General features: G+C 62.2%; 15 protein-coding genes. 8 read left to right on the top strand and 7 right to left on the bottom strand.

What is annotated here, in order from left to right; all coding sequences use genetic code 11:
* Positions 1–12: 12 nt before the first annotated feature.
* Complete coding sequence (maiA, locus tag QU606_RS10885; protein WP_304998377.1) at positions 13–648, top strand: maleylacetoacetate isomerase; 636 nt, start codon at positions 13–15, stop codon at positions 646–648.
* Positions 649–1,077: 429 nt separating this feature from the next.
* Here the strand turns inward: maiA and QU606_RS10880 are convergent, their stop codons facing one another.
* Positions 1,078–1,881 carry a SirB1 family protein gene (locus QU606_RS10880; RefSeq protein WP_024073596.1) on the bottom strand — a complete coding sequence of 268 codons (804 nt, stop codon included), beginning with the start codon at positions 1,879–1,881 and terminating at the stop codon, positions 1,078–1,080.
* 185 nt (positions 1,882–2,066) lie between these two features.
* Here QU606_RS10880 and QU606_RS10875 point away from each other — a divergent pair, with 185 nt between their 5' ends.
* On the top strand, positions 2,067–3,086 hold the full coding sequence (locus QU606_RS10875; protein WP_024073597.1) for a Glu/Leu/Phe/Val dehydrogenase dimerization domain-containing protein: 1,020 nt from the start codon (positions 2,067–2,069) through the stop codon (positions 3,084–3,086).
* Positions 3,087–3,140: 54 nt separating this feature from the next.
* Here the strand turns inward: QU606_RS10875 and QU606_RS10870 are convergent, their stop codons facing one another.
* Positions 3,141–3,401, bottom strand: coding sequence for a YebG family protein (locus QU606_RS10870; protein ID WP_003171979.1), 261 nt, complete (start codon positions 3,399–3,401; stop codon positions 3,141–3,143).
* Positions 3,402–3,744: 343 nt separating this feature from the next.
* On the opposite strand from QU606_RS10870, the gene QU606_RS10865 reads away from it, so the two are divergent.
* Positions 3,745–4,233 carry a phosphate-starvation-inducible protein PsiE gene (locus tag QU606_RS10865; protein WP_024073598.1) on the top strand — a complete coding sequence of 163 codons (489 nt, stop codon included), beginning with the start codon at positions 3,745–3,747 and terminating at the stop codon, positions 4,231–4,233.
* Here the strand turns inward: QU606_RS10865 and QU606_RS10860 are convergent.
* A complete protein-coding gene (locus QU606_RS10860) occupies positions 4,230–4,547 on the bottom strand; it encodes a DUF3509 domain-containing protein (RefSeq protein ID WP_024073599.1) in 318 nt (105 codons plus the stop codon). The genes QU606_RS10865 and QU606_RS10860 overlap by 4 nt on opposite strands.
* 634 nt (positions 4,548–5,181) lie before the next feature.
* Between QU606_RS10860 and QU606_RS10855 the strand changes: the two genes are divergently transcribed.
* Positions 5,182–5,592, top strand: a complete 411-nt coding sequence (locus QU606_RS10855; protein ID WP_304998376.1) for an HPF/RaiA family ribosome-associated protein — start codon at positions 5,182–5,184, stop codon at positions 5,590–5,592.
* A gap of 52 nt (positions 5,593–5,644) precedes the next feature.
* On the opposite strand, the gene QU606_RS10850 is transcribed toward QU606_RS10855, so the two are convergent.
* A complete protein-coding gene (locus tag QU606_RS10850; RefSeq protein ID WP_304998375.1) occupies positions 5,645–7,156 on the bottom strand; it encodes an MFS transporter in 1,512 nt (503 codons plus the stop codon).
* Positions 7,157–7,261: 105 nt separating this feature from the next.
* Between QU606_RS10850 and QU606_RS10845 the strand changes: the two genes are divergently transcribed.
* Positions 7,262–8,173: a LysR family transcriptional regulator gene (locus QU606_RS10845; RefSeq protein WP_024073602.1), complete on the top strand. Its 912-nt coding sequence runs from the start codon at positions 7,262–7,264 to the stop codon at positions 8,171–8,173.
* Positions 8,174–8,449: 276 nt separating this feature from the next.
* Here the strand turns inward: QU606_RS10845 and fecA are convergent, their stop codons facing one another.
* The 3 genes from fecA to QU606_RS10830 form a co-directional block, all read right to left on the bottom strand.
* Positions 8,450–10,789, bottom strand: a complete 2,340-nt coding sequence (gene fecA / locus QU606_RS10840; protein ID WP_168232411.1) for a TonB-dependent Fe(3+) dicitrate receptor FecA — start codon at positions 10,787–10,789, stop codon at positions 8,450–8,452.
* A gap of 90 nt (positions 10,790–10,879) precedes the next feature.
* Complete coding sequence (locus QU606_RS10835) at positions 10,880–11,821, bottom strand: FecR domain-containing protein (RefSeq protein ID WP_024073604.1); 942 nt, start codon at positions 11,819–11,821, stop codon at positions 10,880–10,882.
* Positions 11,818–12,306, bottom strand: a complete 489-nt coding sequence (locus tag QU606_RS10830) for a sigma-70 family RNA polymerase sigma factor (RefSeq protein ID WP_024073605.1) — start codon at positions 12,304–12,306, stop codon at positions 11,818–11,820. Before QU606_RS10830 ends, QU606_RS10835 begins: the two co-directional genes overlap by 4 nt.
* A 170-nt stretch (positions 12,307–12,476) precedes the next feature.
* On the opposite strand from QU606_RS10830, the gene QU606_RS10825 reads away from it, so the two are divergent.
* From QU606_RS10825 to QU606_RS10815, 3 genes are read left to right on the top strand one after another with little or no spacing between them, the layout of a single operon-like run.
* A complete protein-coding gene (locus tag QU606_RS10825; protein WP_102625280.1) occupies positions 12,477–12,779 on the top strand; it encodes a DUF3649 domain-containing protein in 303 nt (100 codons plus the stop codon).
* A complete protein-coding gene (locus tag QU606_RS10820) occupies positions 12,776–14,350 on the top strand; it encodes a PepSY domain-containing protein (RefSeq protein WP_304998374.1) in 1,575 nt (524 codons plus the stop codon). Before QU606_RS10825 ends, QU606_RS10820 begins: the two co-directional genes overlap by 4 nt.
* On the top strand, positions 14,351–14,677 hold the full coding sequence (locus QU606_RS10815) for a DUF3325 domain-containing protein (protein WP_024073608.1): 327 nt from the start codon (positions 14,351–14,353) through the stop codon (positions 14,675–14,677).
* The last annotated feature ends 5 nt before the right edge of the window (positions 14,678–14,682 follow it).

Genomic DNA, 14,682 nt, shown 5'->3' with positions numbered 1-14,682 from the left:
GGGGGCAGGGCAATGGAACTTTATACCTACTACCGCTCCACCGCATCGTACCGGGTGCGTATTGCCCTGGCCCTCAAGGGTCTGGATTACAGCGCTGTACCGGTCAACCTGCTGGTGCCGCCTGGCGGTGCCAATCACCAGCCCGCGTACCTGGCGATCAACCCGCAAGGCCGTGTGCCGGCCTTGCGCACGGATGACGGCGAGCTGTTGATTCAATCCCTGGCGATCATCGAGTACCTGGAGGAACGTTATCCACAGGTGCCGCTGCTGGCGCAGGACCTGGCGACCCGTGCCCATGCGCGCGCGGTGGCTTCGATCATCGGCTGCGATATCCACCCGCTGCACAACTCCAGTACCCAGAACCTGCTGCGCCAGTGGGGGCATGACGAGGCTCAAGTGCTGGAATGGATCGGTCATTGGATCAGCCAGGGCCTGGCTGCCGTCGAGCAGTTGATTGGCGATCAGGGTTTTTGCTTTGGCGAGCAGCCGGGGCTGGCGGATGTGTTCTTGATCCCGCAGTTGTACGCGGCGCAGCGCTTCAAGGTCCCGCTGGCGGCGTACTCGCGCATCGGGCGAGTGGCGGCGTTGGCGGAGCAACATCCGGCGTTTGTGCAGGCGCATCCGGCGAACCAACCTGATACTCCATGACGCTTGAGACTTGTACAGAGCACTGGTGGCCCCTAAATCACTGATAGCCAGCCCGATACTGCATTTACAGCGAGCAATATCACTGTGGCGAGCGGGCTTGTTGTGGCGAGCGGGCTTGCCCCGCGTTGGGCTGCGCAGCAGCCCCAAAACACAGTCCCGGAGCTGCCTGGCACACTGCAGCGCTCTTATTGGGGCTGCTGCGCAGCCCAACGCGGGGCAAGCCCTAATGCCGTTCAGTTAAGCGTACATCGCCTTCTGTAGGAGCGAGCTTGCTCGCGAAAAACGTCAACGATAACGCGTGTTTCCTGAGTGAACGCGGCGCCTGTGAGTTCTTCGCGAGCAAGCTCGCTCCTACAAAAAAGCCTTAACTGAACGGCATTAGGGCAAGCCCGCTCGCCACAGGACAGTGTGTTCCTGGAAAGAGGGTGTTCAATGCACCACGGAGTTGGGGGGCAGGTGCCCCAGCCGCTCGGTCAGGCGCAGGCGCTGGATCGGGTCTTCGCTGAGCAGCAGCGCATGTTCCAGGTCGAAGCGTTCGGCGCTGGGGCAGTCCAGGCGTTGGTACAGGCTGGCGCGCGCCAGGTAGTCGGCGGCGCTGGCATTGCCCAGTTCCAGCACGCGTTCGGCGTCGACCAGGGCCGCCAGCGGATCGTCATTGGAGAGGTGCAGTTGGCGCAGGTTGCGTGACAGGCGTTGCAGGATCGAACGGGGTTCGGCGGTGTGCAGGTGGTCTGATTGCAACTTGAGGTTGGGGCCGTATTGGCGTTGCAGCAGCTCGCGGCAATCATTGGGGTAGAGGCGCCGACCGCCGCACGGATCGAGCAGGTGATCGGCGCCGGGGACTCGCAGCAGGAAGTGGCCGGGGAAGTTGACGCCGACCATGGGAATATTCAGGCGCCGCGCCAGCTCCATCGCGATCAGGCCCATGGCCAACGGTTGCCCGCGCTTGCGTTGCAGCACCTTGTCCAGCAAGGCAGCAGCGGGGCGCAGCGGGGTGAATTCGTCCTGGGCGAACCCCAGGTCATTCATGCGCCGCAGCAGCGGTTGACCGAGCTCATCCGCCGGTAGCATGGGCATGCCCACATTCACCTGTTGTTCCAGCGAGATCAGGTCCTGCAGGATCACCAACGGCTGCACCGCCGGGTCATGTTCGGCAGCAATCCACAGCGCTGCTTCAAACAGCGCGGGGGGTGAACGTTCCAGGCAGGCGAAAAAAGCTTGGCGCGGCTTCATTGCGTTCTCCGACGGATGCCTCCGTTTTAGCCTTGCTGTGAATTTTCGTCCAGTGGCTTGAGAAGGATCCTATCTGCTTATGTCGCAGGGCCTGCAAAACCGGGCGGCTTATTCCAGTGCACTTCGGCAGTTTTCTACCGCAAGCCTATACTTGGCGACACCAGACGTGATTCGGGAGCTCGACGATGTTTGCTCTCATGCACAGCTACCGCCTTGAATCGCTGCACCTGAGCATTGACCCGGTGACGGGGTTGAAGGCGGTCATCGCCATCCACAACAGCCGCCTGGGACCCGCTTTGGGCGGCTGTCGCTACCTTGCCTACCCCGATGACGAAACGGCCGTCGCCGATGCCGCGCGCCTGGCCCAAGGCATGAGCTACAAGGCCGCCCTGGCCGGGTTGCCGGTGGGCGGCGGCACGGCCGTGATCCAGCGCCCCGCCCATGTGGAAAGCCGGGCGGCGCTGTTCGAAGCCTTCGGCCGGTGCATCGAGCAACTCAATGGCCGCTACATCACCGCCATCGACAGCGGCACGTCGGTGGCCGACATGGACTGCATTGCCCAACACACCCGCTTCGTCACCAGCACCACGGCGGCCGGCGACCCTGCGCCCCATGCTGCCATGGGGGTGTTCGCCGGCATTCGCACCACTGCCATGGCGCGCCTGGGCAGCGACAACCTTGAGGGCTTGCGCGTGGCGATCCAGGGCCTGGGCAATGTCGGGTTCGCCCTGGCTGAACAACTGCACGCCGCTGGCGCCGAACTGCTGGTCAGCGACATCGACCACGGCAAGGTGCAACTGGCCATGGAGCAACTCGGCGCGCACCCCATTGCCAACGACGCCTTGCTCAGCACGCCCTGCGACATCCTCGCGCCCTGCGGCCTCGGCGCTGTGTTCAACCGCACCAGCGTCGGCCAACTGCGCTGCGCCGCCGTGGCCGGCTCCGCCAGCGCACAACTGACCAACCTGCAAGTGGCCGACCAGTTGGAAGGGCGCGGCATCCTCTATGCCCCGGACTACGTGATCAACTCCGGCGGCCTGATCTACGTTGCCCTCAAGCACGGCGGCGCGGAGCTGCCGACCATCACCGCACACCTGTCGAACATCGGCACGCGCTTGACCGAAATATTCGCCCACGCCCAGGCCGAAAAACGCTCCCCGGCACGGGTGGCGGACGAATTGGCCGAGCGCCTGCTCTACCAATAACCAGGCATTAAAAAGGCCCTGAATCGATGATTCAGGGCCTGTTCAATTCGGGCTTTATTCCGCCGCGGCGTTGAGCAACTCGGACAACGCGTCCGGCTGGCTCTTGAACGCCTTGGCAAATACATCGCGGTTCTTCGCCATGTAGATCCCGGCCTCTTCAACCTGCTGCTCACTCAGGGACGGCACGGCTTTTTGCAACACTTCTGCAAGCAACTCGGCGAGTTCAAGCATCTTGTCATGACGGTCAGCTTCGGCTTTATCCATGAACAAACGCTCCAGATCTCGGCTGCTGCGGTATACCACTTCGACGGCCATTCACCACCTCACATGCCTTCACGATAGTTGTCTTTTGCTACTACTGTATCTATATACAGCGAAAAGCATATGCCAAACGCGCGGGTTTGGATAGCAGGATTTTTAATGTAGCTGCTAAGTGGGAGATTGCTACAACGGAAATTTCTGACTACCTGCCGGGATTTTGCTGGAAACATCCCAGGGTTTACCGTCCTCAGTGGCCTTGATAAATCCGTTTTCGAATGACGTGCCTCATGTCACCCCGCCATCATCTCATGCCTACCCTGGCCTTTTTTCTGCATGCAGAACAACCGTCATGTCCAACCCGCATTATCCGGTCGAACCGACCTAAGGAAGTATCATCGTGAAATTCAACTGGGCCGAAAAGCTGCGCCAGAACGTCCATGGGCTGGCCGAGTCCCTGGGTAATCTGTTTGTCGAGTCGTTCCACTACCTGGCGTTGTTCGCCATTGGTGCGGTGACCGCCTGGGCGGCGGTGATGGAGTTCCTGGGGATGCTGGAGAACGGGCACATCAAGATCGATGACATCTTGCTGCTGTTCATCTACCTGGAATTGGGGGCCATGGTCGGGATTTATTTCAAGACCAACCACATGCCGGTGCGTTTCCTGATCTACGTGGCGATCACCGCGCTGACGCGTCTGTTGATCTCCAACGTGTCCCACCACAACCCGCCGGACATCGGCATCATCTACCTGTGCGGCGGGATTCTGCTGCTGGCGTTCTCGATCCTGGTGGTGCGCTATGCCTCGTCGGCGTTCCCTTCGGTGAAGGTCGAAGGCCCGCGTCGCAAGGGCGAGGCGAACCTGGAAACCGAGAAGGGCGAGCTTTAAAGCCCGATGCTGAAAGGCAGGGCACGGGTGGGCGGTCGCTGCAATAGTTTGTGACTGTCCCCGTCCGTCATCACCGCCAGGATTTCCATGGCGCTATGGCCCTGCTCGATGGCAATGCCGAACTGGATGCTTTGCACCAGGCGTTTGAGCCGTTGCGGGTCGTTGCGTTGTTCGGCGCTGATCATGCGCTTGGCCACCACCCCCTTCTCGTTGGAGAGGGTGAGCATGATGCTGCCATCCAGCCGCTGGATGCTCAGGTTGACCCGGTATTGAGGGGTGAACGTGTCGGTGATGATCTGAAAAGGGTTGTCCATGGTGCGTTACCGCCTGATAAGAACATGCAGTCATTGACGACCGGCGTCTGGATTAGTTCGCGTTGCCTGACCACCGGCCACTCCGTCGCTGAGGTTTCACAACATCCGTTTGCCTCATCAGCCATACAGCAAGGGGCGTGCCGTACAGCGGCCTCCCAGGCGTTGAAATCAGAATGTGGGAGGGGGCTTGCTCCGGATGACGGTGGATCAGCCAATGAATACTCGGCTGAACCACCGTCAGCGCAAACAAGCCCCTCCCGCCGTTGTGCTGTGGTGTGCTGGCGTGCTGTGCGTCGTTTCAGGGCAATACCGAGAAAATGATCGCAGACAGCGCAATCAGCCCGATCACCACGACGAACACGTTCGATACTGGGGGGGATTTTTCGCGGATTGCACCCATGGGGAGAGGGGCAATGATAACGATCGCGGGGAGGTAAGAAGATGTAACTAACTCCCCACCCTACCAGTGTTTTTGCTCGTAGTCAGGGTTAATTTGTAATGTAGGATTTATCTTTGCAAAGGGCTTGAAATGTTCTTCTGAGTGCTCAATTGTGTAATCAAGAGGTCATGGTTTCACCACCCCGGTGTTGCAGTTTGTGATCTCTCGCGAGCTAGCTGAAATAAGGGAAGAACTATGCAAATCCAAGTCAATAGCGATAACCATATTGAAAGCAGCATCCGACTGGAGGAGTGGGTACGTAATACCATTGAAAGCACGCTCGAACGTTATGAAGAGGACCTGACCCGCGTTGAGGTCTACCTGCGGGATGAGAACGGCGACAAGCCCGGTCCCCACGATTTAAGTTGCCGCCTGGAAGCACGGCCAAAGGGCCATCAACCGCTTTCGGTACTGCATAAGGCCGATACCCTGGAGCAGGCGATCGACGGTGCAGCGGCCAAACTGGATCATGCGTTGGAACATTTGTTCGGCAAACTGCAAGGCAAGCCCCGCGCTGCCGCTAAAAACCAGCCAATCAACAAAGTGAATGAAGACGCGCTGGAACAGGAATTCCTGGAAAACGAAAACGCTGTCATCAACGGCTGACCGTTTTTTCATCCTCCTACAAACGGGCCTGCATCTGCAGGCCCGTTTTCGTTTAGCCGCCGCGTCGGAAAAAATACCGGCTCAGCATCGCCAACCCACCAGCCCCCAACCCGGCAAACAACATCGCCCAACCGGCGCCGTGGCGCAGGGCCGCCTGGGCATCGTTGAATGCCAGCCCCATCGACTGCAACTTTCCTGCGGCGATGTGTTGGCTGATAGCCGGCCAATCCATTGCCGTGGTTGCAGGCAACACCTCGGCCAGTCGATGGCTGATCCCCAGCAACAGCACCAGCCCCATCAGCGCGATGTTGAGGGCCAGGGTGATCAGCCGTGCACTGAGGTCGATGCCCGAGGCCATGCCCGCCCGGTCGGCCGACACCGAACCGGTGGTGGTGTTGGTGGTGGGCGAGTTGGTCAGCGCCAGGCCCACGCCGGCGATCACGCAACTGAGCAGCACCAGCCCGATACGTGGGTGCTCGGCCGCGTTGACCGCGGCCATGGCCAGGAAGCCTGCGGCCATCAGGCCCAGGCCCAGCGGAATAATGCGTTCGGCGCCATAACGCAGGGCCAGGCGCTCGGCCAACGGCGGTACCAGCAAGGTCGGCAGGGTGTAGGCGAGCAGCGCGGCGCCGGTGGTCAAGGTGTCGTAACCCAGGCCCGCCTGGAAGTACAACGGCAAGTAGATCATGAACGGCCAGAAGCTGAAGTTCATGCCGATCGAGCCCATCAACGCGCCGTTGAAACGCTGGATGCGGAACACCGAGAAGTCGAACATCGGGTGCGCACTGCGAAGCTCGACCGTGATGAACAGCAGCAAACCGAGCCCCGACAAAGCCGCCCAGCCGAGCATGGCGGGTGTGCCGAAGCCGTGCTCGCTGCCTTGGGTGATGAAGTACACCAGGGCAAACACCGACACGGTCAAGGTGAGCATGCCGGCGATGTCCAGGCGATGGGCGGCCGGGTCGCGGGACTCCTGCACGCTGATGCGCAGCAGCACCAAGGTGAACAGGGTGAGCGGCACATGCACGAGGAACACCCAACGCCAATCCGCCACAGCCAGGATCAATGCGCCGATCATCGGCCCGAAGCCCAGGCCCACGCCGGCAATCACCCCCCATATTGCAAAGGCCCGTGCCCGCGCTGCGGGTTCGCGGAACAGGTGCGAGAGGATGGCGAACTGGCAAATCATCATCGCACCGGCGCCGATGCCCTGGACAAACCGCGCGGTGATCAGCAGCGACGCATCCTCGGCCAGCCCACAGGCCAACGACGCCAGGCCAAACAACCACAGGCACAGCACCAGCATGCGTCGGCGCCCAAAGCGGTCAGCCAGGGTGCCGGCGGCCATCAGCACGCTGGTGCAGGCCAGGGTGTAGGCGTTCATGATCCATTGGGCATCCTGGAAGCCGGTGCCCAGTTGTTGTTCCAGGGTGGGCAGGATGACCGGCACGCTGGAAATTTCCAGGCCGAACATCAGCGCGACCAGGCATACGGCGGTGAGCGCCAGGCCATTCCTGGCGGTGCGCGGTGGGCTGACGGCCGCTAACGTGGCGGTGGGTGGCATGGGATTCTCCTGTGAATGACGTGTCACGTTATTTTCAGGGGAATGTGATTCTTTATTCGTGATAAGTTTTCTTTCTATAAGGGACTCAAGGGCGACAATTTCACCATGGCCACCCCGCGTTTTGATGGCGTTGAACTGTTTCTCCAGATTGTCGAAAGCGGCAACCTGACCGAGGCCGCCGAACGGCTCAACCTCACGCGCTCGGCCGTCGGCAAAGGCCTGGCGCGCCTCGAGGCCCGCCTGGGAACCTGCCTGTTGCAACGCTCTACCCGCCGCCAGCGCCTGACCGAGGATGGCCAGGCTTACTACGAACATTGCCTGCGCGCGCTGGCCGAACTGGAGGCCGCCGAATCGGTACTGGAAAGCGGCCGGCAACAGCCGCGCGGCCGTTTGAGGGCGAGCCTGCCACTGGCGTTCGGGCACCACTACGCCGCGCCGGCACTCTGGGGCCTGATGGACCGATTTGCCGAGTTGGACATCGAGATTTCTTTCTCCGACCGGCTGATCGACGTGGCCCAGGAAGGCTTCGACCTGGCTGTGCGCATCGGCGCGCTGCCCGACACCGATCGCCTCAGCGCCCGCCGCCTGGGTGAGCAGGCCATCGGCCTTGCCGCCTCGCCGGCGTATTTGCAGCGCGTGGGGGCAATAGAGCGCATCGAGGACCTGGCCGGGCATCGCGGTATCGCCTACCGCTGCAGTGCCCCGCGCCGGGAGTGGGAGTTGAATGACGCCGAGGGTCGCTCGCACCGTGTGCGCGTCGCTTCGCCCTTGATGATGGATGACCTCCAGGCCGTGGCCGATGCCGCTATCGCCGGTGTTGGCCTGGCCTGGTTGCCGAGTTGGTTGATTGCGCACTATGTCCTGCGCGGGCAACTGGAGGCGGTCCTGCCGAGCTACCGCGACCAGCCCGCGCCGATCCATGTGATTTGGCCCACGGCCACGCATATGCCGGCGAAAACACGCTGCGCCATCGACGCCCTGGTCGCAGGCACGCCCAGTTGCCTGGCGGGCAGTTAGAGCCGGCCCATCAGGCGCGCGCATTACCTGGGTGGCGAGCGGGTTTACTGTGGCGAGCGGGCTTGTTGTGGCGAGCGGGCTTGCCCCGCGTTGGGCTGCGAAGCAGCCCCAAAACACAGCCCCGAAGCTACCTGGCACACTGCAGCGTTCTTATTGGGGCTGCTGCGCAGCCCAACGCGGGGCAAGCCCGCTCGCCACAACAAAGCCCGCTTGCCACAACAAGCCTGCTGGCTACAACACACGCCGCTTGCCACAGGCTGTTTGTCGCTCGAGCAGTCAGAACGCGATAGACGTCTGTAGGTACACCGTGCGCGGCTCACCGATGTATTTGCCCTTGTTGTTATCGTCGAACGAGCGCGTGTAGTACTGCTTGTTGAAGATGTTCTTCACGCCCACCGCCACATTCAAATCCGACAGCTGCGGGCCGAAATCATAGGCCGCGCGGCTGCTGAACAGCATGTAGCCGGGGATGCGCCCATTGGCACCGTCGGCGGTTTCGGCCTCGGTGTTGGCGTTGTCGGCGAATTGGCTGCTCTGGTAGCTGCTGTCCACGTTGAGTTTCCACGGGCCTTCGGTGTAACCCACGCCCAGGGTGCCTTTGTGCTTGGACGAGAAGGGCACGCGGTTGCCTTTGTTCGGCCCGTCTTCACGGATGGTTGCATCGACGTAGGCGTAGCTGGCGTACACATCGAAGCCGGCCAGCGCCGGGCTCAAGCCGTCGAGGGCATAGTTGATGCTGGTCTCGATACCCTGGTGACGGGTTTGGCCACGGGCGATCACGGAATCGTTGGTCTGGTTGCTTTCGTACTGGTTGTCGAAGTTGATCAGGAACGCGCCGATTTCCGCGCGCAGGCTGCCATTGTCATAACGTGTGCCGAGTTCCCAGGTGCGGGCTTTTTCCGGTTTCACTTCGCCGCTGGTCACGCGGTTAGGCATCTGGCTGTACTGCACACTGCCGAACGAGCCCTCGGTGTTGGCGTAGAGGTTCCAGTCGTCCGTCAGGTGATACAGCACATTGAGCGCCGGCAGGGCGGTGTTGTAGTCGCCTTTGTATTTGACGTTGGTCAGGTTGTTGCTCTGCTGGGACTCGATCATCTCGTAGCGAATGCCCGGGGTGATGGTCCACCGGCCGATATCAATCCGATCATCGACGAAGAATGCATTGGCTTCGGTACCGCCGCGTGTGTCGCGGTCGTTGCGGCTGTCAGTGGTGGGGATTTGCTGGTTGTTGGCGGAAATCGGCGTGCGGTAGCGCAACTCATGCCCGGCTTCGTTGATGTAGCGATAGCCCACGCCCACTTCATGGCTGGTGGGGCCCAGGTCAAAGCCTTGGGCGAGACGGGTTTCCAGGCCGCGTACCCAATATTCGCGCGGCGACAGCGAAAGGAACGTGCCCTGGTCCAGGTAGCCGCTGCGCAGGGTCTTGGTGAAGAAGCTGTTGACGGTGAACTCGCGGCGGTCCTGCTCGTAGCGATAGCCGACGTTGAACATCGTACGGCGGCCCCAGAATTTGTCGTAGGGGCGGGTCGACTGATACGGGTCGGCCTTGTAGTCCGCCACGTTCAAGCCCCCAGGCATGTCGGCCTGGCCTTCGTAGTACTGCGCCATGGCATTGAAGCTGTTGGCGTCGTCGAGCTGGTATTTGCCCTTGAGGATCAGATCGTCGATGCGTGTGTTGCTGTTTTCGCGCCAGTCGCCGCCACGGGTACCGGAGTACAGCAGCGCGCCGCCCAGGCCGTTGTCGGCGGTGCCGCCGGCCAGCAGGTTGGCGGTGCTCTTGAAGCCATCGTGGCTGGAGGAGGGGCTGGTTTCGGTCTGCAAGCCGCCTTTGACGGTGGGCGCATCCGGGATCGCACGGGTCACGAAGTTGACCACGCCGCCGACGTTCTGCGGGCCGTAGCGTACCGCACCGCCGCCGCGCACGACGTCCACGGCGTCCATGTTGCCCAGGCTGATCGGCGCGAACGACAGTTGCGGCTGGCCATACGGCGCGAACGGCACGGGGATGCCGTCCATCAATACCGTAGAGCGCGACGCCAGGCGTGGGTTGAGGCCGCGGATGCCGAAGTTCAGCGCCATGTCGTGGCTACCGGTGCCGTTATTGTCCGGAGCGTTGACGCCGGGGATGCGGTTGAGCACGTCCTTGGCCTGGGTCGCGCCCTGGCGTTCGAATGCCTCACGGCGGATCACGTCACGCGCGCCGGGGTGTTCGAACACATTGGCTTGCGCCGCGTCGCCGAGCCAGTCGCCGACGACGGTGGACGTGCCGAGCTCCAACGTGGTCGGTGCATTGGCCGGTTGCAGGCTGTAGGCATTGTCGCCTTCGGCGCGGGCTTGCAGGCCGGTGCCTTCCAGCAGTGTTTGCAGCCCGTCGGCGGCACTGTAGTTGCCGGACAGCCCACGGCTCTGCAGGCCGGCTGTGACGTCTGAACCGAAGGAAATCAACACGCCGGCTTCGCGACCAAATTGATTGAGCGCCGCCTCCAGCGAGGCGGGCGCGATCTGATAGGTCTTGGTGTCGTCCGCCATTGCCGATGGCAGGGCGGTAAAACTGAGGCTGGCGCCTAGCAGCAGTTGGCGTAAGGTGCGGGTGAGAAGGGGCGGTTGCTGGGGCATGAAGAGCGGTCCTGAGAAGGAAGGATCAAGGGGGCTTTCCTTCTCTGTCACGCGAGGTGCGGAAAACGGCTCATGGTTGCGCGCAATAATTCAAGCGCGTGCCTGAACGGTCACCCAGTAGCGGGTAAAGCGCCGCACCTTGACCGGCAGGCTGACCTCCAGCAGATCGAGAATGCGTTCACTGTCGTCCAACGGATAGCTGCCGGACAGCAGCAGGTTGGCGACTTGCGGATCGCAATTGACCTGGCCTCGGCGGTAACGGCCCACTTCGGCGAGGAAATCTTCCAGGCGCATATGCGCGGCCACCAGCATGCCGTCGGCCCAGGCGCCACTGTTGGCGTCGGTGGGGCGTGGCGTATCCCAGCCCTTGCGGGTGAAATTCACCTGGCGCGCGGCCTCGACCGTCAGCGGCAGGCCACTGTAGCGGTTGGGCATCACCTCGACCCGGCCCGCGAACACCGCCACGTGGGTATGGTCGTTGTACTGGCGCACATTCAGGCGAGCAGCCTGGCTGCTGAGCAGGCCCTGGCCGGTGAGCACCTGCAACGGTGTGTTGCCGGCGACACCGTTCAGCAGGATCTCGCCTTCGAGCAGACGGATCAGCCGTTGCTGGCCATCGAAATGCACATCCACCGCGCTGCCGGTATTGAGCTGCAACTGGCTGCCGTCGGCCAATTGCACCTTGCGGCGTTGGCCGACGGGGCTACGGTAGTCGGCGCTCAGGGGGGGCAGGATATGTTGCTGGCGCAGGCTCCAGGCCGCAGCCGAGCCGGCACCCAGGATCAACAGCAGCTTCAGCGCCTGGCGTCGGCTGCTGGATTTCGGTGCGTTCAACGCCGCATGGGCCAGGGGCGAGGGCATGTCGCGCAGGCGCTGGTTGACGCGCTGGATGTGGTCCCATGCCCGTTGGTGTTCGCTGTGGGCATTCAACCATTGCTGCCAGGCCGCCTGCTGGCGCGGGCTGAGCGCGCCTTGCTGCATCTCCATCAACCAGTGCACGGCTTGCTCGGCGATGTGGGTCGAGAAATTCATAGGGCGAAATAGCAGCGCATGGCGGCTTTATTCAGGTGGCGTTTGACGGTGGCGATGGAGATGCCCAGTTCGGCGCCGATTTGCGCGTAGGTCAGGCCATCGAGCTGGGCCAGCAGGAATGCGCGTTTGACGCGGTTGGGCAGCCCGTCGAGCAGTTGGTCAAGTTCCAACAGGGTTTGCAGGATGATGGCGCGTTCTTCTTCCGACGGCGCGACCAGTTCCGGCATCTGTGCCAGCGTCTCGAGGTAGGCGCGCTCCAGGTCCTGGCGGCGGTAGAAGTTGAACAGCACGCGCTTGGCGATGGTGGTGAGGAAGGCGCGCGGTTCGACCAGCGTCGGGGTTTCCCGCGCGCTCAGCACGCGCACAAAGGTGTCCTGTGCCAGGTCGGCCGCGCTTTGCGGGCAGCCGAGCTTGCGTCGCAACCAGCCGGTGAGCCAGTGATGATGCTCGTGATACAGGACTTCGACGGTGTGGGACGGGCTCAACGTGAACACTCCGCAAGCATCGACATGCTTTAGAGAACAAGAATTGTTCGCATTGTAGGGCCCCGGAAGGGGTTCGGCAATCCGCTCGCACCGGTGTTTCATCCGTTGTGTTTTGCTTATGAGAATATTTATCATTAATATTGCGCGCTGACGAACCTGGCGCCTCCCGCATGAAAAGCAAAACCTCACTGCCCGTCTCCTATCGCCTCGCCGTGACCTCGCGGGTGCTGGCCGCCGTGGTTGGCGGTTATCTGATGGCTTCCCTGGCCAGTATCTGCCTGGCGCTGTGGCTGCCGACGTCCCGTGCCGATGCGGTGATCGTGGGGATGATGAGTTCGTTTGTGTTCTATCTGCTGGCGGTGCTGTGGTGCTTTGCCTGCCGCACGGCCGGGCGTGCCTGGCTGGGCGTGATGGCGCCCTGCGTCCTGTTTGCCACCCTGGCGGGCGTGGGTTGGTGGGTGGCACGCCCATGAAAGATGGATTTCGCCAGGCCATGGCCTGGTTGCACACCTGGGTCGGGTTGATCTTTGGCTGGCTGCTGTTCGCGATTTTCCTGACCGGCACCTTGTCCTATTTCAAAGACGAGATCACCCATTGGATGCAGCCTGAAGTGCAGGTGCATGGGGTGGATGACGCCCGCAGCCTCGCGGTGGCGCAAGCCTATCTGGAGCGACAGGCGCCTACCGCTGCGCGCTGGTTTATTACCCTGCCCGACAGCCGCGATCCCGGGTTGTCGGTGATGTGGCAGGACAAGGTCGACCCCGGCAAGCGTGGCAACTTTATCCAGAAAGTCCTCGACCCGGTCAGCGGTCAACCGGTGCAGGTCCGTGAAAGCATGGGCGGCGAATTCTTCTATCGCTTCCACTTCCAGTTGCAAATGCCTCACCCGTGGGGCCGCTGGCTGTCGACCTTTGCCGCGATGGTGATGTTTGTCGCCTTGATCACCGGCATCATCACCCACAAGAAAATCTTCAAGGACTTCTTCACCTTCCGCCCCCGCAAAGGCCAGCGTTCCTGGCTCGATGGGCATAACGCGGTGGGCGTGCTGGTGTTGCCCTTTCACCTGATGATCACCTACAGCAGCCTGGTGATTTTCATGAGCATGGTGATGCCGGCGCCGATCATGGCCTCTTATGGCGACGACACCCGGGCGTTCTTCAGCGAAGTGTTCCCGGCCACCGACAATGCGCCGGCCCTTGGCCAGCCAGGTAAGTTGCTGCCCCTGGGGCCGATGTACGCCCAGGCGCGGCAGCAATGGGCGGGTGGTCATGTCGGACGTGTGGCGGTGAATAATCCCGGCGACGTGAATGCGTCGGTGAATGTGTTCCGCGCCGGTTCCGACAGCGTGGTGCATGACTTCGGCAGCATCGTGTCGTTCAACGGCACCACGGGAGAGCAGGTGCGTGTCAGTGGCGAGCCGTCGTTGCCCGCCGTTATCGGCGGCAGTTTCTACGGCTTGCACATGGGCCATTTCGCCGGCCCGGTGCTGCGCTGGTTGTACTTTATCTGCGGCCTGGCGGGCACGGCCATGATTGGCACCGGCCTGGTGATGTGGCTGGGCAAACGCCAGCTCAAGCACGTCAAAAGCGGCGTGATGCCGTTCGAGCTGAAACTGGTGGAGGTGCTGAACATCGCCAGCATGTCCGGGCTGATGATCGCTATCGCCGCGTTCTTCTGGGCTAACCGTTTGCTGCCGGTGAGCGTCGCCGAGCGTTCCGCCTGGGAAGTGCAGGTCTTCTTTATTGCCTGGGGCCTGAGCCTGTTGCACGCCATGTTGCGTCGAGGTCGCCAGGGCTGGGTCGAGCAATTGAGTGTCGGTGCGCTGTTGTTTGTCGCCGTACCCTTGCTCAACGCAATCACCACCTCCGAACACCTGGGGGTGTCACTGGCCAGGGGCGATTGGGCCATGGCTGGCTTCGACCTGACGTGCCTGGGCAGCGGTGTGTTCCTGGCCTGGGCGGCCTGGAAGATGCAACGTCGTGCCGCGCTTCCATCCAAGGCCGAGGGTGTGCCTTCGCTCAAACTCAAGCCGGAGGCGCACTGAATGCTCGTTGCTCTGCTGATGTGTTACGCCGGGTTCACCGCGTTGTGCCTGTCCACCGATCGTCACCATGGCGAGTTGCTGCACAGCAAACCCTCCCCACGTCGGCGCTTGGGGTTACGCGCCGCCGGCTGGTTGCTGCTGACGGTGTCGATTTGGCCTGCGGTGGTGATCGCCGGGTGGGGCCAGGGCCTGGTGCAGTGGTGCGCGGTATTGATGCTCAGCGCATTACTGCTGGTGTTGCTGTTGCCGTATCGGCCACGGCTGGCCATGAACCTGGCGGGCATCGGCTTGCTGGCCTGCCCCGTTGCAGCCGTCGCCACGCTCTGAGCCCG

Source organism: Pseudomonas sp. OVF7 (assembly GCF_030644265.1).
Lineage (GTDB): Bacteria > Pseudomonadota > Gammaproteobacteria > Pseudomonadales > Pseudomonadaceae > Aquipseudomonas > Aquipseudomonas gorinensis.
The sequence above is the reverse complement of the archived record's forward strand: the minus strand, read 5'-3'. Positions and strand labels throughout refer to the sequence as shown.